Origin of the sequence: Galactobacillus timonensis, from assembly GCF_900240265.1 — a bacterium.
Taxonomy (GTDB): domain Bacteria; phylum Bacillota_I; class Bacilli_A; order Erysipelotrichales; family Erysipelotrichaceae; genus Bulleidia; species Bulleidia timonensis.
In genome coordinates this window covers 154,171-178,719 of sequence record NZ_LT964740.1, presented here as the reverse complement: position 1 = coordinate 178,719, position 24,549 = coordinate 154,171, and the positions used below count along the sequence as shown (strand labels likewise).

Below are 24,549 nucleotides of genomic sequence, written 5' to 3'. Positions count from 1 at the left end.
TCATCCATGTATGCACAAATGCTGAGCGTATTCGAAACAGATAACATTATTAATACGAATACGCTATTCGTCTCTTCCTTTCCATGCTTTCCGGTATTGGGCTGGTGAAACACCTTCAATTTTTGAAAACATTCGGCTCATGTAATTGGAATCCGTTATTCCAACTTTTTTCCCGACATCTTCGATAGTCAGATCCGAGAAACGAAGAAGGCGCTTTGCTTCATTGATACGGACTGCAGACAGGTATTCGATGATTGTTGTGTCGTACCGGTTACGAAATAAACGAGTCAGATAATATTTATTGATGATAAATTTTTCAGCAAGGTTATTTAAGGTGATTTTTTCTGGATAGTGCTCATCCAGATACTGCTTTATCAGGACGACAGTAAGCGCTGAATAATCCGTACCTATAAATTCATACAGGCATCAGTCATACTTTTCTCAGTATCTAAAGAACCTTTAGAAACGGAGAATAAGTCTATGATTATGACAGCGAGTGAGTTACGTGCACAGGCATGGCTGGAACGCATCCGGAACCAGTTATCGAGCGGTATGTCCGTGCGCGGCTGGTGCCAGGAAAACGGAATCAATGAGAAGACCTTTTATCATTGGTGGAAGAAGCTTTCGGATCGTGTTGCGCAAACAGCTTCTGCAAATATGGTATGCGAAAATGTCCCAGTCGTTCATACTGCTGGTCGGGTTATTCCGCAGTTCTCTGAGATGAAACCTGTCTCTGTTATCTCTGAGTCCCACTGTGCTGCTACGGTTGTGAAAGGAAGTCTGCGGGTAGATGTTAGGGCCGGGTGAAAGTGACCACTCCAGCGTCGGGAGGAATTGACCAAAATCAGTCGGAAAGAAAGAGCCAATCTAATTGTTATTTCCTCAATTGAATATTCCGGGCATTCTTGGACCAATGTTATGGACTTTCAAGGCCATTGATCCGGAAGGTAGAAGGCATCGACAACCTTCTGCTCATCCATCTTTTGAAGATCCTGAGAAGACAGGCCAATAGATTTGAAGTGCTTCATGATCAGCTGACATGTACTGGAGCCGATCTGATAGCTGCGCTGCATTCATCGCAGGAAGAGAGTTTCTCCCTCATAAGAATGACGCCAATAATCGTTGTGTAGTTCTGCATGAGAATTCTCCATTCAAAAACTGCGCAACCATCATAGGCACAATAAAAACGGTATACCGTAATTGCAAAAACCACATGCCACTTATCCGAAAGATCTGTGCCGGTACTGCCGATAAGGGCAAGCCATTAAGGCGTAATATGCAGTAGAAGCCGGGCAATCTCCTGATAGCAGCAACGAAGATAAAAAGACTTAAGATATTTCGGCGATCTAAATTTTTCTGGGGAGGCCTCGAAATCGAAGTGAAATAACCTGGGGTCTCGGGGCACCCCAAAAAGGTTTATCCGCCATGAAGCCGTCTGGTAAAACAGGCGGTTTTTCTTATGGAAACGAAAAGGAGACGGGCCCGTTAAGGCTGCGTCTCCTGAAGTTCTTCGTATTCGTCCAGAAACATCTCGCAACAGATGGCGATGCGGGCAAGCATCTCGTCTGTGTTCATGGCATACAGAGTCATACTGCTCGTTTGGTTACGCTGCTTCAGCTCACATTCAATGCCGCGCATTAATCGCTGTGCTGAGCGGCATATTCGGTTCATGGAACGAATGCTGGCCTGCAGATATTGTTCTGCTTCTTTGCCATACAAACGGGCTCCTTCTGCAGTGATCCATGCCTGTTCGGGACTCAGGGGCTGAAAGCTGGTTGAAGTCATTGCTTAACCTTCTTTGGCGGAATGACAGGATTCAACATTGGCTTGGAGCTCTTTCTGAGCACATAGAGGCAGCGGCTGCGGAACCTGTCCCAGTTGGTATATCCGTTGGCTGCTTTCTTGATCGTCTTGATGATTGAGTTCCGGTTCTCCATCAATCCGTTATTCAGTTTTATGTCGGACACTACCACCTGGCCTGTGTCCTTATCGACTGTATGACGCTGCTTTACGACAATGAAGGAGTTGATAATCTCCTCTCTCCAGCTGATCAGGGTGCGGGAGAACTCTTTCATTTCCGGAATACCACTGGCTGCGAAGGACTGAATCAGTTTGTTCAGCTCCTGGGGAGCAGTATCGTAAGTGCAGTTGTCATAGAAGTCCACAACGTCATCCTTGAGGTCCCATGCCTTTTTCAAATCGGGATGAACGGCTTCGATCATGGCTTTAATTTCGTAATAATTGAGGAACCGGTTCAGCTTGCGGTTCATTTTCCTTGGATGGCCGGGATCGAACAGCTTTTTACCATCTTTGTCTCTGGCGTCCAGCCGCTTGAATATCATCCAGTTGAATGTCTTCAGCAGATAATACTCGTTGGTTTGTGTTTTTGTGCCTTCAATATATTTTGGAGTCTGCTTCATTACTCTGATCCGGACGCTGTCAGCCTTTCTGGAGAGCTCCTGGCTGACATGATAATGGTCAACGGAATGATAGGCCTTAGGGAACAGCTGACGTATGATGGCGCGGTATTCACTATACATGTCCGTGGCAATCATTTTGACGCGCTTTCGCTCTTCCACTGGGATTTTGAGAAAGTAGCTGAGCAGATAATCTTTTCTTCTGCTTGGCAGGATATCCACCGGCTCCTGTGACTCAAAGTCGAGAATAACGAACACATATTTTGAGTTCTCTCCCGGATGATAAAATGCGTAGTTCTCATCCCAGCACATCAATGTGGGCAGAGGTCTTCGCGCCTCCTTTACGTGGGCATCGAAGACGGAGGCAGCGGTTGTGGGAGAGATGTGATACCGCTTAGCGACGGAAGCGAAGGTCTCGGTCTGAATCTTCAAATCGTTCAGAATGTTTTCAACCGTGAGGGCGGAGATGTGCTGCTTCCTGAAACAGAATGGATTGTTCTCATAGTACGTTCGATGACAGACAGGACAGATGTACCTGCGGGCATGATAGAAGATGGTGCACTCACGATCAGTAAAGACGCCGTGGCTTATCTTCTTGTCAATGTAGTCCTTAACCCTTGGCAGGGTACAGCCGCAATCGGGACAAGGCGGATGATCCGGCCGCAGTAAAACATGGACAGACGCACTGCCATTGTCATTATGGAAGATGACATTCTCCACACTGCCTGTATCGAGGTTAAAGAATTCAAGAATGGCCTGTTTATCAGATTGTTCGGACATAGATCTTCTCCTTTGAGCCCAGCATAGGGGAAGATCAGGAAAGGCCCAAGTCAAAGTCATTTGGCCCATTCAGGCAGAGATTGATTCCGGCCACCCAGCCACTGGAAGAATCATATTCCGGAGCCCGGCGGACATCACGCCGGAATAGAACACGAAGCTGTTGAAGCAGCGAATCAGGCGGATCAACCAGCTTCAGGAAAATCCGGAGCTGCACAATGAGCTTATCGAGCCATTTGTTCCAACGGTAAACGGAAGAATCGGAAGGAAGCGAATAACGATCAAGATCCAGATCATTGTCCAGAGCCGATTCGATGGTCTGCACCGAGTAGTGCTTGTAAGGGACAAGGAAATCAGGGAGGACACGGTGATGTCGTCCGTTGGAAGAGACGACGACAGGGATCCAGATCCAGTAAGAACCTTCTGGCGTTTTAACGCATCTTCTGGCTGTTCCACAGTGATTCATTGACAGGCCTGTTTCAGGATCCAAAACAGGATCGCTGCATTCCATCAAAAATCGCCCGGATGATTAGGATGTTTAACAATTTTGTATTGTGAATGTGTTACACTAACCATGGTTTTGGTTGTGGGTTCAGAGGTTGCTGGGAAGCTTGACTCTGAACCTTTTCCTTTCTGTTGATGTCTTACCGCATAATAATCGGCAAATACGAAAAAGAGAAGGCCTGAGTGCCTCCCCATGTAAGTTTGGAGCTGTTTTTCTTCTCCCGGATAGTCAACCCCAGGATTTCTTAGAGGCACCCCGAGACCCCATCTATTTTTAGATAGTCGATATTTCTATTGATACAATGGTCGTTTTTATGCGACCGTTTTTTGGCTATTTTCACCCGGCCCAAAATGGTCAATTCCGCCCGGCTCTAACATAGAATTGAGCAATGATATTTCAGATCAGATGTTGATCAAGCTGATGAGGACACTTGGTCGTGTTTAAGGATCCCTCAGAGTTCAGGATGATTTATATCGCCTGCGGCTATACAGATCTTCGTTACGGCGTTGACGGGCTGTCTAACTGTTATGTAATGGCCGATGTCAAGTGATAAATTAAGGTGCTCTGAAAAAACTTCTGTTGGTATGCTTGATCATCAACGATCCTCTTCTGTTAATTCTTCTTTTGCGGCTGGAGTGATAATCAACCGGATCAAGGGCACGGGGAAAGAGCTCCGAATGTAACAGTTCGCGGTACTTAGCCATTCTGTTATACGTGTATCAGGGATCAGCTGCTCATCCCACCCCACAGGCCAATGGTTTCGCCGCCAGCTCTGCTGTCTTAAATCGTGGTTCACAAGGAGTATCTGTGCCGTAAAAGTTAGATCGCAGATAGCTGAACCGTCCAGTTGCTCCGGCGGCTCTTTCCCGATACCCTCGATGCCCGTCTGTATCTGGTTATTTCCTGTTCCTGAAATCAATATACTGTGCTTCTCAAATCCTTATCCATGCAGGCAGGTAATCATGCGAGTGCTGTGTGAATGTTCCCGGTCATCATTCCCCAGATAAAACACGCAAGTTCCCGCGCTACCGCAGTGACTGCCTTATTGTGAGATTTCTTATTGGTGAGGACAAGCTTGTAATATCTCTTTCTCAGCCGCTCGTTGGCTTTATCTGCGTAGGCAATCACGGCTTCTTCACATCCTTCCTGGCGTTTCTTCAGTGCTGCGGATTTGCTTTGCCGTGCCCTTGAGAATGATTGCGACGCTTCGACCAGAAGCCGCCGCAGAAAGGTATTTCCCTGCCTGGTGATCGGAAGAGCAGTGTTGTGATCGCCACTGTCCAGCCGGCCGGAAACCAGTCCAAGGAATGACGCAAATCCCTTTGCTTTAATGAATCTGCTGAAGTCTCCAATCTCAACGATCAGCGCCAGTGCCGTGATTTCTTTGATCCCTTTGAAGCAGATGAGCTTATGTACTTTCTCGCGGTACTTATCTGTTTCTGCAATTTCGACGATCCTCGCATCCAGCTGGGTAAGCTTTTCTACAGCGTGCTCATAAGACAGCAGATATTCATCCAGCGTCTCCTTCAGCACGCCTGTGAGCGGCAGCGAATTCAGCCAATTCAGATGTTTCTGCGTCCAGTAATTTCTGCCTTCCGTATAGTGATATCCATGCCTGTGGCAGAGGGCACAGATCTGCTGCTTGATTCTCTTCAATGCCTGTTTGTGATCTGTTCTCATGCGGATGAAATCACGGACGGCTTCATCCTCTTCATCAGGAACGTATACTGCTTTGTATTGATTGTTCTTAAGGCTCTCAGCGATCGCAATGGCGTCACGCTTATCCGTCTTTACTTTCCTGCGGCGATTGACCTCGGTACCTACAATTGTTGAAGGAGCCATGACTACACACTCGATCCCACGATCCTTCAGCTGCCTGTAGAGTTGGAATCCCAGGCATCCGGCTTCATATCCAACAATGATTTTGGCATCATCCCCATGCTGTTTAGTGATCGCATTGCAGTATTTGATGATGCTTTCAACGGATGGGGAATAAGTGTTAACGTTAGTGGCCCGGAGATCATCCTTCCCCCAGGTAGCCAGTGTGAAATTGGTGGTGTGTGCGTCGATTCCTACGTTGTATACTGTCATTGTAATGGCCTTCCTTTCTTGTATGAGTGCAACTTCCCTCTGCTTTGTAGACCAACATAAGTATATTGGGATGATCCTCGGTGCTACAAGTTGAGGGAGGCCATTACATATTGTCTTAATACAGGGCATTTATCATCTTGATCCTTTTGATGAAGGTACGCTGTTCCTCTTCTGTGGAAGAAGAAAAGATCGCATCAAAGGTCTGCTGTGGGAAGGCGACGGATTCCTTCTTATCTATAAACGGCTGGCAAATGGAAGATACCAGTGGCCGCGATCCGAGGTGGAGATGCGGCAAATGAATGCGGACCAGTACAGACGGCTGGTGACGGGATTCGCAATAGAATCGACGATTCATCCATCTGCCGCCAGGTATGCCGGATAAAAATTTTTCCACAAAATGCAGAACAGAAACTGCCGCCGCAGAGCGGAAATAAGCCCTGAACAGACGGATACATTAAAAATGTCAGCCTGATACATTCAGCTCTTCCGATGGTCTGAAATGGCGCAAAACAGACGGCCTGAAGTATGGAAACGGTCGTCTTTCGAGTCCATCATCCGCAAAGAGTTCTCCACAACAATTTCGGACCGTTGCGCATCGCATTAATATCATGTATACCGATGGCATGGTTGATACAGAGCTGAGTGAAGACAAGCTGATAACAATGCCGGTTTCGACACTGGTGCAGATCATAATGAGCCTGAATGAATCATGTCAGGAGTTAATCGGAAGCTGACGATTGCTGAAGAGCAGATCGCAATCATGAACCAGCGTGTTTATGGCCGGAAAAGTGAAGCGGCTGTTTCTCCGCTTCAACTGCAGTTAGACCTGGGGTTGAACGAAGCAGAAGTTCTGGCAGAAGAGAAGGAAGAAGAGCCTCAGCTGGAAGAGGCTGCACCCAGAAAGAAAAAAGTCGCAGGAAAGAAAAAAGAGGATTGGAAGAAGATCACAAATCACCGGGAAGAATACATCACGCTCAGTGAAGAAGAACTTAATGAGAAATACGGCGAGGGCAAATGGAAACGTCTTCCGGATGAGATTGTCTGTCAGCTGGAGCATCATCCGGCTTCTTTTGAAGCGGTCACTTACCATATCGCTGTATATGCAAAAAACGATAATCAGACCATTGTGAGAGCGCCGAAACCGCTTCAACTGTTTTCGAAGAGTATTGCGACGCCATCGCTGGTTGCCGGCATAATGAATGCAAAGTATGTCAATGCCATTCCGCTGTATCGTCTGGAAGCAGCTTATAGACAGAACGATGTAAATATCAGCCGGGGCGTGATGGCAAACTGGATGATACAGTCCGCGGATCTCTATCTGCGCTACTATTACGATGCCCTCAAGCAGGAAATGATGAAGCAATCGCTTCTTCACGCTGATGAAACGCCTTTTGAAGTGATCCGTGACGGGCGCCCGGCAGGCTCCAAATCCTATATGTGGGTGTATCGAACCGACGCCAAAGCAGCGGGAGGGAAAGCAATCCTTTATGAATACTGTCCTACCCGGGGCCACCAGAATCCGGAGGAATTCCTGAAGGAATACACTGGGACGCTGGTTTGCGACGGATATGGAGCCTACCATCAGTTAGAGCGGGAACATCCAGGCAAATTCAGGGTGGCCGGCTGCTGGGGCCATTGCAAGAGAAAGTTCTCTACGATCCTGAAAGCCGACGAGAAGAAGTACAAAGGGACTCTGGCTGACAAGGCAGTCAAGAAAATTCAAAAGATCTACCATGAAGAGTATCGGCTGGAAAATTTGCCGGCCGATGAACATCTGCAGAAGAGGCAGGAGATCATTCAACCGCTGGTAGATGACTTTTTCCAATAGATTCGCAGCAAACGTAATCTGGTTGACTCATCCTCCGCCATCGGGGGAGGCTTTTACCTATGCCCTGAATCAGGAAAGGTACCTGCGAGCATTCCCGGATGATCCAACCGTGCTGCTGGATAATAATGCGGCAGAAATCGCCATTCATCCATTTACGATCGGGAGAAAGAACTGGGTCCTGATCGATACACCGAAAGGCGCAGAGGCCAGCGCTATTATTTACAGCATCGTCGAAACAGCAAAAGCAAACAACCTGAAGACATACCCTTACCTGACATGGCTGCTGGAGACAATAGCTCAAAGAGCAAATGAAGGAATCACAACAATCCCAGATGAACTTTTACCTTGGTCATCGAAGATCTCGGATTCTCTTAAAAAGTAACATCACATGGAACGCCTCCCAGTCCTTCCTGATGGACTGAGATAACTGTGCCAGATCATTGGCCCACTTTAAAGGTACGGATTATTGAGCGCTTAACACAATTCGAAGAATGATGCAGGACGAAGGCTATCGCCTTATTAAAGTTGATAGCCTAAGTTCACTAAGTTGCTAGTATGTCCATGAACAAAGCAGGTGATGTGATGACAGGCAACTGTTTGCTATCTGAAGAGATGAGATAACGCTATTTGATCCTTTGTGTGTTTCACAGGAGCTGGAAGTTTCCTGATTGCAGATTATTTCGCCGCTTTACGCCTGTGCAGATCCATGGCGATCACTACAAGCAGGGCGGCGATCCCGGCAAGAGAAATGTATTTTCCTTCCTTCAGGCCGGTGGGAATGAATTCCATGCGGATGTCATTTTCTCCTGCCTGAACAGCGATGCCGGTCATACCGCCATTGACTTTGTAGGTTTTTACCTCTGCGCCATTGACATACACACGCCATCCCTGATCATAGGGGACAGAGAGAACAGCGAAGCCTGCCTCCGAAGTTGTGATAGAGGCATAAACGTCATTGCCTTCTGCCGAGACGTCGGTGAACTGCACTTCTTCGCTTCCCAGCAGTGCCCTGATTTCCTCTTCATCTTCGGCATGGCAGATGACTTTCTGTGTAACCACGGAGGACTCATCGCTGGAGTAATCATCATAGGTCATGATGCCGGTATAGGTCTTTCCAAGATTGATGTAATCAAGATTTTCGTAGATGTTCCAGGATGCGGCGTACGTTGCCCGCAGGATACCGTTTTGGAAGGGACACGGAGTGTCCGGACCGGTAACGGCGTATTTCGTCGAAACCAGAGTCATGATATCGGGATTTTCAATATCGAACGTCCAGGGCAGATAATCAATGACATGGTCCGGATCCAGCGTGATCAGATCATTCATGCTGGCAAGGTAGGTACTGTCATAGATCATCAGGCCGCGGATGTTTTCATCCATGTTGTAGTTGGTGCCGAGCCCCCAGTACACATCCTGCGGATTGACGTAGATGCGATAGAAGCTGCTGTAGTTTTTGCCGTCCAGCGTCAGAATCCAGTTGTTGAATTCATCCTTGGTTCCAAGGACATTCGTCATGCGGTCCGCATCCGTCTTTTTCATCGCGGACTGTGTCGGGTTGCCGAAGTAGGTGTAATACGACACGAAGCAAAGCTCCGCTGCACTGACCGTAAATACCATGGCCTTTCTGGCATTGATCAGGAAGATGCCGATGACCAGCATCAGGATTGCCTCGATCACAACGAGACGGTAATCGCTCTGGATATCCAAGAAGGACACATTCAGGATCTTTGCAAACAGCAAAGGCGTAACCAGAAGAAGAACAGGTAAAGCGACGGTCGTAATCTTCAGCAGCTGTTTGCTGATTTTTTCCTTATCCTCCAGCAGCGGCAGAATCATCGCCACCAGCAGGAAGGTAAGGTTGGCAGTCCAGCGGAAGCTTGGCTCCGAGAAGCCGTGCATCACGGAACTGAAGATCGGAATCAAAGAGATCAAAGCCGAAGAAATCACAATGACGCCGTTCATCTTCCGGTAGTTCTTCCTTGTAAAGCACTGCGGCAGAAGGAGGGCAGTCGCAGATCCGGCCCACACATAGTTGGCCATGATCTGATGATTCGGCGTATTCCACAGATACAGATTCGATATTTCTGTGCCCCGGTAGGCCAGCATCGATACGGGCGTAAAGATACCGCTCAGATATTCCAGATAGGGGACGATGCTCGTATAGAGCCACACCATCGACCGTTCGCCGACTCTGGAATTGTTCAGAATGTTCAGAACTTCCGGAACAACGATGATGCCCGAAATCATGAAGCCTACGATGTAGTAGCCGATCAGTTTCAGTGCCGAAGGGATGGAGCCTTTCAATGTCCCGTTCTTCCGGTCATAGCGCCACAGGAAGTAGAGAATCGTAAACAGCGACGTCATGTAGAAGAGGTAGTAGCTGTTGAAATACATGAAGAAGACCATGAAGATGAAGAAGCCGTGTTTTCCTTCCTCGATGTAACGGTCAACGGACAGGAAATACAGCGGCAGAAAGGAAATGAAACTGGCGAAGAACGGATCGCGCATAATCTGCAGAAGATAGGCGCTGAACGTCCATAACAGGGAACTGAGAATGCTCGTACGCTCACTGTAGCGGTTATAGCGGGCATAGGCATAAAAGCTTAACCCCGTCACCAGGAAACGGAAATACGTCATCCAGATGATCGCATCCGTATAGGGAAGATCCGTAAAGGCAAAGATATATTCCCAGAAATCATTGAAGTAGAACAGTTTGCTCGAATAGAAGTCGTTGCCAAGGAAGCTGACCCAGCTCCAGAAGGGCATCGTCCCGTTTTCCTTCCAGGCAGTGAGCATCGTTCTGAGATTTTCGAAGTTGCTCGAATAGATGGTACGCATATCCCAGCCAAGAATAAATGCCGTACCGGTTTCCAGATAAGGAACAATGATCACGGCGCAGATGCCGGTCACGAATAACGCCACCCATAGGGCGCCAAGATTTTTCGCTTTTTTCATCTGCACCATTATAGCAAAACCCCGTTCTTTTCCCTGAGCGGCTTACGGCGGGAAACGGTATAATGAAGCCATGCGTACTACAACAAAAGGGAAATCCATCGCTCCATTTCCTGACCGGATTGCTGTCTTCCTTTTTTTTCTTGTGTTTGTCCTGATTTCCCGCTGGACACCGGTGGCTGGCGACGACTGGGTTTATGCCAATTCCGGAAACGGCAACAACCCGTTTCTGTTAACCATCAAGCAGTATCATTCCTGGTCCGGCCGGATCTTAAGCGAATTCTGGGGTTTTACGGTGGCGCCTCACAAATGGCTGTGGAACATTCTTAATCCGCTTCTGTTTACCGGAATCCTGATTCTTCTCCTCGTTCTTGCAACGGGAAATGAGGATGCGAAAGAGTCGGAAATCACTTTCCTGCCTCCCGCATCCGCCGCTCTTGCGATTGCACTGGTTTTCTCGGTGCCGGCAGGACTGCGGATGCAGACGTATACCTGGATGATGGGGACGACCTATGTCGTTCCGCTGTTTCTGTTTCTGATGGATCTTGTTCTGCTGCGGCGTTATCTTTCAAAGGATTCCCAGTCATCCCGTCGCTGGATCTATGCGGCGATGTGTCTGCTGAATCTGATGGTCACGCTGTACATGGAAAATGCCGCTGCCCTGATGGCTGGAGCGGATCTCTTACTGCTGCTGTACAGTGTCATGAAAAAGGATCAAAGGCTTGGGCGTGCGGTCATTGTTCCGTTTGTCTTTGCAGTCATCGGTGCCTTCATCATTCTGATGTCACCCGGTGCCCATGCCCGGATGGCGGAGAATGCGGAATTTGCGTCCTATTCAATCGGTGAAAAGATTGCCGTGAACTGGCCGAATTTTCTTGAACACACGTTTTCCAATAACAGTGTCATCATGCGGGTCATGTTTCTGCTGGCTGCTTTGGTGGTTTTGTTGAGGGGAAAAAGGACCGGTTCCTGGCTTCGCTCCATTCCGCTTGCGCTTCCGTTTCTGATCTGCATGATTCTGAATCTTGGCCTGCTGGATTTTCTTGGCGTACTCTATGGGCTTGTTCTTCTGGTTTATTTCCGTCGGCAGGATGCACCGTTCTCTGATCGCTGCATCTTTTTGATTCTCTGTGCCCTGGGAGCGGATCTTGTGATGCTGCTGTCGCCGATTTTTGACAGCCGAAGTTCCTTGTATTCGGTGTATCTGTGGATTCTGCTGATTCTGGTCCTGTTTTCCAGCATTGAGATCCCGCGGCGCGGGAATACTGCTGTGCTGGCGGTGATGCTTTGTTTGAGTGCGGTCGAAGGAGCTCAGTATCTGCAGCTTTATCACACCGTTGGTATGATCAATACGAAGCGGCAGGGACAGTTGACTTACTACGCGGCCAATCCGGACGTGAGCGATGCATGGATTCTCGGCTTCCCGAAGGATTCGATTCATTCTGCCGATGTTGTGGACGGGGACACGGTCCATGACGAGGCGTTCAAGACCTATTACGGTCTCAATCCGGATGCGACCCTGCATTTCTATTACCTCAAGGATTATTCAGCTCAATCAATTGCGGAGAACTAGCGATGAATGTATATGACTGGGACAATACGATCTACCGCGGCGACAGCACGTTTGGAATGGTGCTGTATGCCTATGGCCACCGGCCGCTGACGCTGCTGAGTCTTCCGCGCACCGCTGTGTGCGGATTGCTTTACGGCCTGCATCTGATGAAAAAGCTGACATTCAAGCAGAATCTTTATCATATGTTTGTCTTCATCAGGGATATGGACCGCTTTGTGGATGAATATACGTCATCGCATCTCGATCATGTTAAGAAGTGGTATCTCGAGCAGCAGAAGGAGGATGACGTTGTCATCTCCGCTTCGCCTGAGTTTCTGATCAAAAGCTTCTGTGACAAGATCGGCATTCATCATGTCATGGCTTCGGTCGTTGATCCAGGGAACGGAAAATACAGCGGCCTCAACTGCCATGGCGAAGAAAAGGTCAGGCGCTATCGCGAAGTCTATGGCGATGCGCCGATTGATTCCTTTTACAGCGACTCCCGTTCGGATGCGCCGCTGGCAGGGCTTGCGGCACATGCGTATCTTGTGCATGGCGATGAAAGGAATCCGTGGTCATGAACCTTCTTTCGCTTCCTTATCTTGAACTGATCCTTGGATCCTCGGTGTTTTCGTGGGTCTTTTCAAAGCGTACGCGGCCGTATCTCATCGCGGCATGCAACGCTGTCTTTCTCTATCTTCTACGGGCAAGGGTACAGGACTGGGCTTATGTACTGATCCTGACGGGTGTTGTTTATCTTTGTTCGCTGATTGCAGAAAAGACAAAGAAGCGGAAGGTGTTTGACGGCATCGGGATCGGCTTTGCGATTGTGGTACTGGCGCTTTACAAGTACTATCTGCCGTCGGTCGGATTCCTGATGCCATTGGGAATATCGTTCTATACCTTCAAGGCGCTGTCCTATCTTGCGGATCACATCGGTAAGAAGGCGGAGTTTCATGCCAATCCTGTTTATCTCTTTGACTATCTCTGTTTTTTTCCGGTATTTACTGCAGGTCCGATCCATCGGGCACAGCCGTTTTTCGATTCGCTTTCGCAGCCGTTTGTATTTGAGTACCGTGATACGATGCGGGGCGCTGCACTGGTTCTTTTCGGCGCCTTTGAGAAGTTTGTGATTTCCGGGACGCTTGCCCAGTATTATGCGGCGTTTCTGGATCCTTCCCTGAGCGGCTGGAATACGGTGTTCGGCGTCGTTCTGTACGGGCTTTATCTCTATTCGGACTTTGATGCCTACTCCAGCATCGCGATCGGTACGGCGCGTCTGCTGGGATTCCGGCTGGATGCCAATTTCCGTGCACCCTATCTTTCTTCGTCGATGAACGAGTTCTGGCGCCGCTGGCACATTTCGCTTGGCAGCTGGCTGCGCGATTACGTCTATATTCCTCTCGGCGGCAGCCGGAAGGGCTTCCTTCGCAAGCAGCTGAACATTCTGATCGTATTCCTTGTGTCGGGAATCTGGCATGGCAATACGCTGATGTTTGTGATCTGGGGGCTTGGCTGCGGCATCGTCTGCGTCATAGATAATCTGATCGCCTGGCTGTTTCAGAAGGCGCCGAAGGCAGTTCTCGTTATTGGAAAGCTTCTCGGCATCGTGATCAACGACGGTCTGGTTCTTGCGCTCTGGGTATTCTTCTTTTCTTCGGCGCTCGATGTGTTTTCACGGATGGCTACGGTATTTGACGGCGCTGGCTTTGCGGTTTCCTTTGAGGCGGCAGGTCTCAGTGCGGCGCAGGGAATTGTCTGTCTTGCACTGATTGCCGTCATTGTTGTGACCGATGTTCTGCGGTATTTCTTTGAGATGAGTGAAAAGTTCATGCGGTGGAACATTGTATTGCGCTGGGCGGTGTATGCGGTAATGATTGCGGCTGCGATCGTGTTTGGAAACTACGGCCCCGGCGTTCATCCGGCAGACTTTGTCTATGAGAGGTTCTAGAATGAAGAAAGTCATTTTGAACATCCTCCATCTCCTGTTGAATGTGGTGCTGGCGGCATCTCTCTTTGTGAGCTGCTGGTGCTTTCTGACGCCGTATTTCCGTGTCAACCGCAATACGCAGGGAGACGCGTTCCGCAATCTGCCGGCAGATACGGTACAGGTGCTTGCGGTTGGCTCTTCGCATATGCAGTATGCGTTCAATCCGGGCGTCTATTATGCAATGACCGGTGCCTATTCCTATGTGTTTGCCAGCGTGTGTCAGCCCTTTGATGCAAGTTACTGGATCATTAAGGAAGCGTTCGAACACCAGTCGCCGAAGCTTGTCTACATCGATATCTATACACTTCTGCCGCAGAGCTCCAACTGCTACGCCAACGAGGTTTACTATATTGCCGGCGACATGTTATCCGATGCCAACCGGGACGAGATGCTCAAAGGGGCCGTAAAGCTCGATGAAACGACCCGTCTCATGTACCGGTTTGATCTGTATATGAATCATGACCGCTGGCGGGATATGGATCTTCTCGATCTCAAGTCCATTGAAAAAAATGCAGAGCCATCGACGGATATCAACGGGGAACTCGGCTATGTACGCATGGAGCCGACGAACCTCATCTATACGCCGCTGGCAATTCTGGATGTGACAGAGAATGTTGAGCTGAGCAGCCGGGAGAAGAAGGAAATCGATGATATCATTACGCTCTGCCGCTCCAACGGTGCTGTGCCGGTATTTACCTGCGCTCCGTTTCTGATGGATCAGGACAGTACCAATAAAAAGGCGGCGGTATGGAAGTATCTCGATCAGAAGGGAATCTCTTTCATCGATGAGATCGCGGACTCTGAAAATCACTGGTTCCTCGATATGAACGGAGATACGGCCCACAACAACAGCTGGGGAGCCGATATCGTGACCCGTGACTATGCCAAATTTGCGCTGGACAATAACATTGTAAAGGCGTCGGCGTACAATGCGGTCTATGATGGTCTTGTGTATCAGATGAACCGGACCAATGCCTGGAGTCTGATGAATGAGACCAATATCAACGTCTATACGCTGCTGGATGATGCGAAGTACTTTCCATGTACGGTGCTGCTGCGCTTTGGCGCCAACCGGCGTCATGGACTACCGGAAGATGAGGCGGCGGCCCTGAATGCGATCGGCTTTACCAAGGACTTTGTCAACGACTATCGCACCGGTTATTATGCGGTGGTACAGAATGGACAACTGGTCAGGGAAAGCGATGAGCCGTTTGACATGGAGCTCAACGGGCATTCGCTATCTTTTTCGGAAGATGCTATTCTGTTGGATGGTGCGGCAGTTAATTCCAATGGCGAGATGCAACTGGTGTTCGGGGGCGACGATCTGTCCTGGACCAATGCCATCGGCATCGACTATGTGAGCCGCTGGTTCTGGAAAAACGGCTGCGATGGCTGGAACTGCAGCTATGCGGATTAGAGGATGAAGAATGAGTGAAGCGATGAAGAAGGTCAGTGTCATTGTACCTGTGTACAATGTTGAACTCTATGTCAAAGAGTGCCTGGATAGTCTGCTGGCACAGACCCTGTCCGGCTTTGAGATTGTCGCTGTCGATGATGGAAGTACGGATGGCAGCGGAAAGATTCTGGATGAATATGCCGAAAAGGACAGCCGGATCCATGTGATTCATGAAGAAAACGGCGGCCTTGCCCATGCGCGCAATACGGGCATTGCGGCTTCGACGGGTGAGTTAATCGCCTGTGTCGATGGGGACGATACGGTGGCACCCGGATTTCTTGAGAAGCTGGAGAAGCCGTTTGAGAGCGGGGACTATGACGTTTCGGTATGTGATCTTGAATATCACTATGAGGATGGACATGTGGAAGATTCTTCGGGCGGATCCTTCAGCCATACCAGTGCCCGTGTCTATCCGAAGCTGGTATTGATCAATAACAGTGCCTGCAACAAGCTCTGCCGGAAGTCTCTCTTTGAGGATCTTCCGTTTCCGGACGGGAAGCTGTATGAGGATCTGGCAACGATGCCTGCCATTATCTACAAGGCGGAAAGTGTGGCCAAGGTCAATGAGCCGCTGTATTATTACCGGCAGCGTTCGGGCAGTATCCGCCACACGCTGAACGACGGGCTTTTTGATATTTATGATGCGATCGGCCGCGTGAAGAAGTATGTGGAGGATCATGGCAATGAGGCGGAGATTCTCGAGGAGCTGAATCATCTTTACATCATTCATGCGCTGGATGCGATTACCCTCAAGATCAAGGATGGCGACGATCGCAAGACACAGCTGGCGATGCTGGAAGAAAATATGAAGCGTCTGAAGGAGGTGTATCCGGACTATCGCCGGGATCCGTATTATGTCAACGCCGGCTTCAAGAAGAAGCTGATCTGGAAGGAACTTGCGAAGGGGAAATACGAACGGGTTTTAAAGCTTTATGGAAAATGAGAAGAGGACCATATTATTCGTTAACGATGAGATGCGGATGGGCGGTGTTGCCCGCGTTTTAAATACGCTGATGGCGGCGCTGCCGAAGGATCGCTACGAGATTGATCTTCTGATTCTTCATAAGCGTGGAATGCTGCTGGAAGAGGTGCCCCAGGGGGTACATGTGCTGGAAGGGACACCTTTTTTTACGCCGGTTGATGAGTCGCTGGACATGATCTGGGCCTCAAGAGACTGGAAGGAGCTGTTCAAGAAACTGCGTCTATTGTTCTATATGAAGACGCGGCTCATTATCCCCAAGATCCGCCGCGAAAGAAAAAAGATCCTGACGAAGCAGTACGATGTCGAAGTGGCGGCGAAGGAAGGCTTCTGTACCATCTTTACCGCAAGCGGCGACAGCAGGCGGAAGATCAACTGGGTTTTGACCGACTACAGTGTGTGCAACTATTCCAGAAACCATATGCCTCTGGTGAAGCAGGCCCTCCGCAGCATTGATCTGAACATTGCGGACAGTACGCAGGCGATGATCGCCTATAACACCGTGTTCAAGGTGCGCAACAGCGTGACGATCCACAATCTGATGGATACGGCTTCCATTGAGCGGAAGCTGGCTGAGGATCCGGATGGGAAAGCCATTCAGGATTCCTCTTCGCCGAATCTGATTTCGGTGGTCCGCTTTCATCCCCAGAAGGCGGTGGACCGTTTGCTGTATGCAAGCCACGAGGCCACCAAAGCCGGCTATGCGCATACGCTATATCTTGTGGGCGGTGGCGAAGAGGAAGGAAAGCTTCGAAAGATCGTTTCCGATTTGAAGATGGACAACGTCGTCTTTCTTGGCTATATGGCCAATCCCTACGGTGCGATGAGGAAGGCGGATCTGTTTGTTCTGCCAAGTCTCTACGAAGGGTTTGCGACCGTGATCAGCGAATCGCTGATCGTCGGTACGCCGGTGCTTTCGACGGATGTGTCGGGTGCGCGGGAACAGATTACAAAGCCGGATGAGGGCTGGGTTGTGGAGAACAGTCAGGAAGGGCTGAACAACGGGCTGATTGAGGCTCTGAGCAATCCGGACCGGTTGAAAGAAATGAAGAAGGCACTGGCGGGATATACGTATCCCAACGATGAGGTGCTGCAGCAGTTCATGGATGTGCTCTAGGATGGTGACGGAATGGATAAGGAAAAAACATTTACGACACAGGAGACATGGCTTCATCGGCTGATCCTGATCCTGATTACGATTCAGCCGCTGATTGACCTGGATTATCTGGTGTATGACTGGCTGAATCAGTACGGGCTTCCGCGTCCTTCGACCGTGATGCGCTTTGTGATTCTGCCGGTGCTGATCATTGCGGCCTATTTTATCCACGACAAAAACAAAAAGCGGACCGGCATCCTGGCCGGTATCTATGCCGTTCTTTTTGCCGTCTATTTTTATCTCCATGACAAGCAGGCGGCGGGGCTGGTAGAGCGGCTCGACTTTACAGATAACTTTCAGTACAGCCGCTGGGGAGAGCTGACATACTGCCTGACGCTGCTGGCGCCGGTTGTGTTCATCTACGCGATCTATCATGAGCACTTCTCGATGAAGGAGCTGAAGAACATGGTGCTCTTTGAGAGCGGCATTATTTCGGTTCCGATTGTGCTTGGCGATCTCTATGTGTTCGGTGTCAGTACGTACTATGGAAATACGGTAGGCAATATCTTTACGTGGTTTGACGATATCTATCAGTGGTATCATCCGCGGACCCTGGCTTCGAAGTTCTTCTTCAATGAGGGCAATACGATCGGCATTCTGCTGTTCATGATTCTGCCGCTGCTGTACTACTTCTTCTCCATTTCCGAAACGAAGAAGGAGAAGCGGAACATCTTTATCCTGATCGTGGTGCAGAGCTTTGCAATGCAGATGCTGGCAACGCGGGTGGCGACGTATGGCGCCGTCGTTGTTCCTGGCCTGTTCCTGGTGCTTTATGCGCTGGATCATCTTTTCGCTCATAAGGCAAAGATGGCAGGGAACGTTGTGATTGGATGTCTTGCGGCGCTTGCAGTGTTCGCTCTGCTTCTGCCAAGGACGCCGGCCGTAGAGAACCAGCACGTCGATGCGGTGAATGATACGGCGCTGCTGCACAACGGCATTGCGGCCGAGAGCCTTGCCCGCATGGAAGAGGCGAAGGACCTGATTCCGGGTACGCCGGAATATATCAATTTCTACGTGTTCATGTTTGAGGCGTACGGCATCAATGGCCGCTATATCCAGTCGGTTCCGAGCCAGTACTATACGAAGTACTACAGCTACCAGCACGATCCGAAGTTCTGGGTCGATGTCATGAACATGGATGTCTATGACCGTGTCAACGGCCGTCAGATCGAGACGATCTTCACGAAGTACAAATATCAGAATCTGACTTCGGCGGAAAAGATTCTCGGCATGGGCTACAGTACCTTCAATGCCGGCTCCATCGTTCTGGAGCGTGACTTTGTGATGCAGGTATATCTGCTGGGGTATGCCGGTGAACTGCTTTTGCTGGGGCCGTGGGTGGCGCTGGTCCTGTATGGCGTGGTGATGTTTTTGAAGTATCACCGGGAAATGCTGACGCTGGAGAATGTGATTCTTGCCGTATCGCTGGGTGCCGGTATGGGTTCGGCGTATCTCTCCGGACATATGTTGGATCAGTTTGTGACGACGGTGTTTGCGGCATTGTTGACGGCAATTCTGCTGAACCATATTGCGGAGGCGAAGAAATGTCACAGGTAACCATGGTTGTCCCATGCTTCAATTGCGAAGGGACGGTTGAAAAGACTCTGGAAAGTCTGCGTATGCAGACCTTCCAGGACCTGACGGTCATGGCGATCAATGACGGCAGCACGGATCGTACGGGGGATGTGCTTCTGGCATATCAGAAGAGTCATCCGGAGATGGATCTGGTTCTTTTTACGAAGAAGAATGAAGGGATCGCCGAGGCCCGCAACTTTGGACTGGATCATGTGAATACGCCGTACTTCGGCTTTCTCGACAGTGATGATATTGCGGAGCCGGAAATGGTCGCAGATCTCTATGCGAAGATGACCGGGGAACATCTGCAGGTCGTTGTGTCGGATTTTTACTGGACGCGGCCGGATGCGGAGCGGGTACAGAAGGAAGGGCCGTACGGGGCGGGGCAGGACATGATGGTGTCCCTGTTTGCGGTGCTTTGGAACAAGCTCTACGATACGGAATTTGTAAGAAAAAGCGGCGTCCGTTTTCCCAGGGGCGATCGCTATGAGGACAACTATTTTCTCTATTGCCTGACGATGTTTGTGGAGCGTCTTGGCTTTGTGGATCGTCCGTATGTGCATTACCTTCAGCATACGGGCAGTATTACGCACAACAACAATGAACAGGTCAAGAACATGATCGACGTATTTGAGCGGATCCTGGCCTGGTATCGGCAGCACGGAACCTATGATGCGTACCGGGACGGGCTGGAATACATTACGATCAAAGCCTTTCTGGGCAACAGTTTCCTGCGCTCGTGCAAGATTGACGATGCGTCCGATCGCAAGGCGACAGTACGGCTCGGGTGGGATCTGCTGAACCGGGAGTTTCCAAACTGGCATAAAAACCCGTATCTGAAGTCGCTCGGGGGCCTGAAGAACCGTTATTTTTCGATGGTTCACGGGTGGAATCTCGGGTTTCTGACATGGTTCTTTCATTATTTTGGAAGGGACAATGTATAGGGCGGTTTGTGTTCCTGTGCATAGTTGTTTTATAATTTTGAGCGTGCTGGAGGTTGTTCGATGTTATTGAGTGTCGTTGTGCCTTGCTATAACGAGGAGAAAAGTGTTCCTCTTTTTTATACAGCGGCGGTGGATGTATTAAAGACGCTTCCGCTGTCCTATGAGCTGATCTTTGTCAATGACGGTTCCCGAGACGGTACGCTGCAGGAGATGCTGAAGCTGTATGAGGCGCACCGGGATACGGTGCGGGTCATTGATTTCAGCCGCAATTTCGGCAAGGAGGCCGGATTGCTTGCCGGTCTTCGGGCAAGCAAAGGCGATCTTGTGACGGTGATGGACGTGGATCTGCAGGATCCACCGAGCCTGCTGCCGAAGATGCTGGAGACGATGGAGAAAAACGGCGATGACATCGTCGGTACGCGGCGGGTGGACCGTAAAGGGGAGCCTCCGGTGCGTTCGTGGTTTGCGCGGAAGTTCTATAAGCTGATCAACAGGTATACGGAAGTTGAGATTGTGGACGGTGCGCGTGATTTCCGTCTGATGAAGCGGCCCGTGGTGGATGCGATTCTTTCTCTGAAGGAGCGCAACCGTTTTTCGAAGGGGCTGTTTGTCTGGGTCGGCTTCAAGAGTGAGTATCTTGAATATGAGAACGTGGAACGGGCGGCCGGTGAGTCGAAGTGGTCGTTCTGGAAGCTGTTCCGCTATGCGCTGGACGGGATCATTGAGTATACGGATGCGCCGCTGCGGGCGGCTGCCTGGGTTGGCGGCGTATTGAGCGCGGTGATGGGCATTGAGCTGATTGTGCTTTTGATTCTGAGCATCGTCGGCAGTGTGTCGTCGTCGGTGGTTTTGATTTCCGTTGTTTTGTTTCTGGGGGGAATTATTCTTCTTGCGGCAGGTATCATTGGGGAGTACCTTGCGAAGACATACGATGAGGTTCGCCAGCGGCCGTCATACATCGTAAAGCACGAGTATCGGGACTGATGGAGGTGAAGAATGACTCAGCAGGGACAGTCGGGTGTTACGTCAGTAAAACCCAAAAAGAAAATAGATCCGCAGCGACGGAAGGAAAAGAAGCGCAATCGTCTTCTGGTTCGTATTCTTCTGGTCGTGACTGCGGCAGCGGCCGTTGCGCTTCTGGTCAATGTGATTCTTGTGGCGCGGACGACGACGGGCAGCGGAAGTGAAACGTCGCTGACCGTGGATACGCAGCGCTCGATGAAGAATGATCAGTATGAAATCGGGAACAATCCGACGGACTTTGAGAAGGAATGTTTCCAGAAACTGACCGATGCGCTTTCCGGCGGCAGTGATGCAGAAATTGCGGAAGCGGTGGTCTATAACTTTGTGAGTGATTATTTTACGTGGTCGAACAAGGACGGCAACTATGAAGTCGGCGGTCTGCAGTACTGGTTCTCGGATAAGACGGGGGCGATGGAAGACTGGTCACGCTACAACTACTATAAGGATCTTGATCTGTACATTTCGCAATACGGGCGTGAAAATCTGCCGGCCGTAGCTTCGATCAATACGGATGTGGCGACGTTCCAGACGGATGATTTCCTGGTTGCGACCATGGATCCGCAGACCAGCTATCCATGCTATCAGGTGCAGGTGTCATGGACCTACACGATGGGTTCCTCGGTGCCTTCGAGCAACTTTGTAAATGAGATGCGCTTTCAGGTTGTGAATCATGATGGGCGCTTTGAAATCGTCGAGTTCTACGACATGGATTCGGTACGGGCATGGGAAGCGGCAAACGGTTCCAGTGCTTCGGCAAGTGCGGAGAGTGAGGGCTGAAGATGAGTACGGTGAAAAAAGATAAAAAGTCATCCGGGTCCTCAAAGCCACAGGCCATGACGCCCGCAAAGCGTGCGAAGCTGAATACGGCGCTTGCGATTGCCTCAGCTGCGGCGACGGCGCTTGTGATCTTTGTGATGTTCAATGTGACGCAGTTCTCTTCCTTCTCGAAGGGAAAGTTCATTCTGGTCAATATCATTGTTCTGGTGCTGATCGGGGTGATGAATTTTATTGTTAGTCGTGCCATCTTGAAACATCAGCGTAACTTCTACATTATTTCGCTGGTTCTGGTTGGCGCTTTGGGTGTAATCGGTGGCTATGGCACGTATGCGGTGGCCCGCATTAACCGTAATGTAAATAAGATTACGTCGACGACAACAACATCCTCGGTCAATGCATCGGTGGTTGTTTATAGTGCGGATGCTTCGGCTGAGCCGGTTTCCTCGGTCAATGCGCTGGATGGCAAGACGGTCGGCTTTGCGACAGGAACGAGTGTGGCGGACATTGGCAAGACCAACATTGATGCCAGCGGAGCGACGGTGTCCTATAAGGAGTATCAGGATTACAGCAGCCTTCTGCTGGGATTATTCGGCGGCGAGATTGATGCGGCCATTCTGCCTTCCAACTACGGGACGATGTTTGCCAATGAGAGCGGCATCTCGGATTTCCTTGCGGGAACGAAATCGATCGGTGATTACTCAGATACGGTGACGGTGACGAATGTTTCGGGATCCGACAAGGACATTACGAAGGAGCCGTTTACGGTGTTGCTGGTAGGAAATGCGGATGGATTGAGCGATACGATGATTCTTTGCTCGGTGAATCCGATTTCGATGAAGGTGACGATGACGTCGCTGGCGCGTGACTCCTATGTTCCGATCAGCTGTTATAACGGTGGTTCGAGCAAGCTGAATGCGGCGCATGCGGTATCCATTGACTGTACGATTCAGACGATTGAGAATCTGATCGGTGTGGATATTGATTATTACGTGGATACAAACTTCCAGGGTGTTGTGGATGTGGTTGATGCGCTGGGAGGCATTGTGGTGGATTCGCCGGCGGAATTTGTTGGCCAGAATGCTTCGAGTGAGCGCGGTTCCTATACGGTATGGGTGCCGGCAGGCAAGGATGTTCTTCTAAATGGTGAGCAGGCGCTTGCTTTTGCACGTGAGCGGCATTTGTTTGCGACAGGTGACTTTGCGCGTCAGGCGCATCAGCAGGAAGTGATTCAGGCGATTGTGCGTACAATTCTGCGTACGCGGGATATCAATACGTTCCTGAAGGTTCTGGACGCTGCCGGCAACAACATTCAGACGAACCTGACGGTGAATCAGATGACGAGCTTCATGTCCTATGCGCTGCAGAAGGTGAACCGTTTCTATGATCAGGACCATCCGGAGAATGTGTTTGATATTCAGGGTTCGCGGGTGACGGGCTACAGTTCGTCGCTTTGGAATGATGCGACCCAGAGTGCGTTGTATATCTATCGCTTGTGGGATGGTTCCATTGCGGATACACGGAAGGCGATTGAGCGCAATATCGATATGAAGTCAACGATTACGCCGATGAGCAGTGTGCAGGATTCGGTGAACTGGGACTTCTCGAAGCCAACCATCTCGGGCGAAATCTATAACGAGACGGTTGTGCAGCCAGAGGCTCCGACAACGATCGGCAATTATGTTGGCCGCTCACTGACGACGCTGCAGGCATGGGCAGACAGCTTCAATATTCCGGTCTATGTGACGTACCAGGAAGACACAAGCGTAGCCGCCGGCACCATTCTGGCACAGGATGTTGCGGAGGGGACTTCGATTGATTCGATCTCCGCGATCAATGTCACGGTGGCAAATGCCTCGGCCGCTACAGCTGAACCGACGGGACAGAAACTGGCAACACCAAGCGTCAGTATCTCGATCAATGGCGCAACAATCACCGCCAGCTGGAGCAGTGTTGAACATGCGACGGGATACTCTGTTTCCTGCGGTGGACAGAACCAGGAGGTCTCCGGTACATCGACGACCTTTACGGTTTCTGCATCGGCCAACTATGCGGTTGCGGTCACAGCTCATGGCGATGGCTACACCAACAGTGATACGGGCTTGTCAAATACGGTAACGTATTCTGCACCTTCCGATCCACCCGCTTCGCAGCCCTCAGAATCTCAGCCTTCGCAATCCCAGCCCTCAGAATCTCAGCCTTCGCAATCCCAGCCCTCAGAATCTCAGCCTTCGCAATCTCAACCCTCAGAATCTCAGCCTTCGCAATCCCAGCCCTCAGAATCTCAGCCTTCACAATCTCAACCCTCAGAATCTCAGCCTTCTCAATCCCCGCCCACAGAATCTCAGCCTACGGGGGATTCCCAGGCTAAGAGTAACAGTGAAACCGCGAATAACGGGGATACCAATAATTCTGGTGGTGACGGAACTGGTGGCGAACCGCAAAACGGTTGATATGAATCAGAGCTTTTATGGAAGAAATATTTCTTCTGTAAAGGCTCTTTTTCTTTTAATTTTGCTTGCGTAAGCGC

General features: G+C 50.1%; 22 protein-coding genes. 15 read left to right on the top strand and 7 right to left on the bottom strand.

What is annotated here, in order from left to right; genetic code table 11:
• Window positions 1–63: 63 nt before the first annotated feature.
• The gene (locus C1714_RS14715) at window positions 64–363 is read right to left on the bottom strand and encodes a helix-turn-helix domain-containing protein (RefSeq protein ID WP_425349065.1); all 300 of its coding nucleotides are present in this window, start codon (window positions 361–363) and stop codon (window positions 64–66) included.
• Window positions 364–480: 117 nt separating this feature from the next.
• Between C1714_RS14715 and tnpA the strand changes: the two genes are divergently transcribed.
• Window positions 481–807: an IS66 family insertion sequence element accessory protein TnpA gene (gene tnpA, locus C1714_RS11300; RefSeq protein WP_102343351.1), complete on the top strand. Its 327-nt coding sequence runs from the start codon at window positions 481–483 to the stop codon at window positions 805–807.
• Window positions 808–926: 119 nt separating this feature from the next.
• On the opposite strand, the gene C1714_RS14115 is transcribed toward tnpA, so the two are convergent.
• From C1714_RS14115 to C1714_RS11275, 5 genes are all read right to left on the bottom strand, one after another.
• Window positions 927–1,073, bottom strand: a complete 147-nt coding sequence (locus C1714_RS14115) for a hypothetical protein (RefSeq protein ID WP_167850042.1) — start codon at window positions 1,071–1,073, stop codon at window positions 927–929.
• A 412-nt stretch (window positions 1,074–1,485) separates the two neighbouring features.
• Window positions 1,486–1,785 (bottom strand): hypothetical protein, encoded by a 300-nt coding sequence (locus C1714_RS11295; RefSeq protein ID WP_102343350.1) that lies wholly within the window; start codon window positions 1,783–1,785, stop codon window positions 1,486–1,488.
• Complete coding sequence (locus tag C1714_RS11290) at window positions 1,782–3,197, bottom strand: ISL3 family transposase (RefSeq protein WP_167849870.1); 1,416 nt, start codon at window positions 3,195–3,197, stop codon at window positions 1,782–1,784. Before C1714_RS11290 ends, C1714_RS11295 begins: the two co-directional genes overlap by 4 nt.
• 34 nt (window positions 3,198–3,231) lie before the next feature.
• A complete protein-coding gene (locus tag C1714_RS11285; RefSeq protein WP_102342704.1) occupies window positions 3,232–3,705 on the bottom strand; it encodes a DUF6431 domain-containing protein in 474 nt (157 codons plus the stop codon).
• Between the two features lie 954 nt (window positions 3,706–4,659).
• Window positions 4,660–5,790, bottom strand: a complete 1,131-nt coding sequence (locus C1714_RS11275) for an IS110 family RNA-guided transposase (RefSeq protein WP_102342366.1) — start codon at window positions 5,788–5,790, stop codon at window positions 4,660–4,662.
• Window positions 5,791–5,899: 109 nt separating this feature from the next.
• On the opposite strand from C1714_RS11275, the gene tnpB reads away from it, so the two are divergent.
• The 3 genes from tnpB (at window position 5,900) to C1714_RS14600 (ending at window position 8,000) form a co-directional block, all read left to right on the top strand.
• Complete coding sequence (gene tnpB / locus C1714_RS14710; protein ID WP_135567956.1) at window positions 5,900–6,172, top strand: IS66 family insertion sequence element accessory protein TnpB; 273 nt, start codon at window positions 5,900–5,902, stop codon at window positions 6,170–6,172.
• A 327-nt stretch (window positions 6,173–6,499) separates the two neighbouring features.
• Entirely contained in the window at window positions 6,500–7,618 is a 1,119-nt protein-coding gene (gene tnpC / locus C1714_RS11265; RefSeq protein WP_102343349.1) for an IS66 family transposase, read from the top strand.
• A complete protein-coding gene (locus C1714_RS14600; RefSeq protein ID WP_102343348.1) occupies window positions 7,602–8,000 on the top strand; it encodes an IS66 family transposase in 399 nt (132 codons plus the stop codon). Before tnpC ends, C1714_RS14600 begins: the two co-directional genes overlap by 17 nt.
• A 293-nt stretch (window positions 8,001–8,293) precedes the next feature.
• Here C1714_RS14600 and C1714_RS11255 read toward each other — a convergent pair whose 3' ends face one another.
• On the bottom strand, window positions 8,294–10,573 hold the full coding sequence (locus tag C1714_RS11255; protein ID WP_167850040.1) for a YfhO family protein: 2,280 nt from the start codon (window positions 10,571–10,573) through the stop codon (window positions 8,294–8,296).
• A 70-nt stretch (window positions 10,574–10,643) separates the two neighbouring features.
• Here C1714_RS11255 and C1714_RS11250 point away from each other — a divergent pair, with 70 nt between their 5' ends.
• Genes C1714_RS11250 through C1714_RS11200 form a run of 11 tightly spaced genes read left to right on the top strand, consistent with a single transcriptional unit; the run spans window position 10,644 to window position 24,472 of the window.
• Entirely contained in the window at window positions 10,644–12,143 is a 1,500-nt protein-coding gene (locus C1714_RS11250; RefSeq protein ID WP_102343346.1) for a DUF6056 family protein, read from the top strand.
• Between the two features lie 2 nt (window positions 12,144–12,145).
• Entirely contained in the window at window positions 12,146–12,703 is a 558-nt protein-coding gene (locus tag C1714_RS11245) for a haloacid dehalogenase-like hydrolase (RefSeq protein WP_102343345.1), read from the top strand.
• A complete protein-coding gene (locus C1714_RS11240; protein WP_102343344.1) occupies window positions 12,700–14,073 on the top strand; it encodes an MBOAT family O-acyltransferase in 1,374 nt (457 codons plus the stop codon). The genes C1714_RS11245 and C1714_RS11240 overlap by 4 nt, the downstream gene beginning before the upstream one ends.
• A gap of 1 nt (window position 14,074) precedes the next feature.
• Window positions 14,075–15,529, top strand: a complete 1,455-nt coding sequence (locus C1714_RS11235) for a hypothetical protein (RefSeq protein WP_102343343.1) — start codon at window positions 14,075–14,077, stop codon at window positions 15,527–15,529.
• Between the two features lie 10 nt (window positions 15,530–15,539).
• Window positions 15,540–16,511 (top strand): glycosyltransferase family 2 protein, encoded by a 972-nt coding sequence (locus C1714_RS11230; RefSeq protein ID WP_102343342.1) that lies wholly within the window; start codon window positions 15,540–15,542, stop codon window positions 16,509–16,511.
• Window positions 16,501–17,664, top strand: coding sequence for a glycosyltransferase (locus C1714_RS11225; protein WP_102343341.1), 1,164 nt, complete (start codon window positions 16,501–16,503; stop codon window positions 17,662–17,664). Before C1714_RS11230 ends, C1714_RS11225 begins: the two co-directional genes overlap by 11 nt.
• A gap of 12 nt (window positions 17,665–17,676) precedes the next feature.
• Window positions 17,677–19,260, top strand: a complete 1,584-nt coding sequence (locus tag C1714_RS11220) for an O-antigen ligase family protein (protein ID WP_102343340.1) — start codon at window positions 17,677–17,679, stop codon at window positions 19,258–19,260.
• On the top strand, window positions 19,248–20,222 hold the full coding sequence (locus tag C1714_RS11215) for a glycosyltransferase family 2 protein (RefSeq protein WP_102343339.1): 975 nt from the start codon (window positions 19,248–19,250) through the stop codon (window positions 20,220–20,222). The genes C1714_RS11220 and C1714_RS11215 overlap by 13 nt, the downstream gene beginning before the upstream one ends.
• 60 nt (window positions 20,223–20,282) lie before the next feature.
• The gene (locus C1714_RS11210) at window positions 20,283–21,206 is read left to right on the top strand and encodes a glycosyltransferase family 2 protein (protein WP_102343338.1); all 924 of its coding nucleotides are present in this window, start codon (window positions 20,283–20,285) and stop codon (window positions 21,204–21,206) included.
• A 12-nt stretch (window positions 21,207–21,218) separates the two neighbouring features.
• Window positions 21,219–22,022: a hypothetical protein gene (locus tag C1714_RS11205; protein ID WP_102343337.1), complete on the top strand. Its 804-nt coding sequence runs from the start codon at window positions 21,219–21,221 to the stop codon at window positions 22,020–22,022.
• 2 nt (window positions 22,023–22,024) lie between these two features.
• Entirely contained in the window at window positions 22,025–24,472 is a 2,448-nt protein-coding gene (locus C1714_RS11200; protein WP_102343336.1) for an LCP family glycopolymer transferase, read from the top strand.
• The last annotated feature ends 77 nt before the right edge of the window (window positions 24,473–24,549 follow it).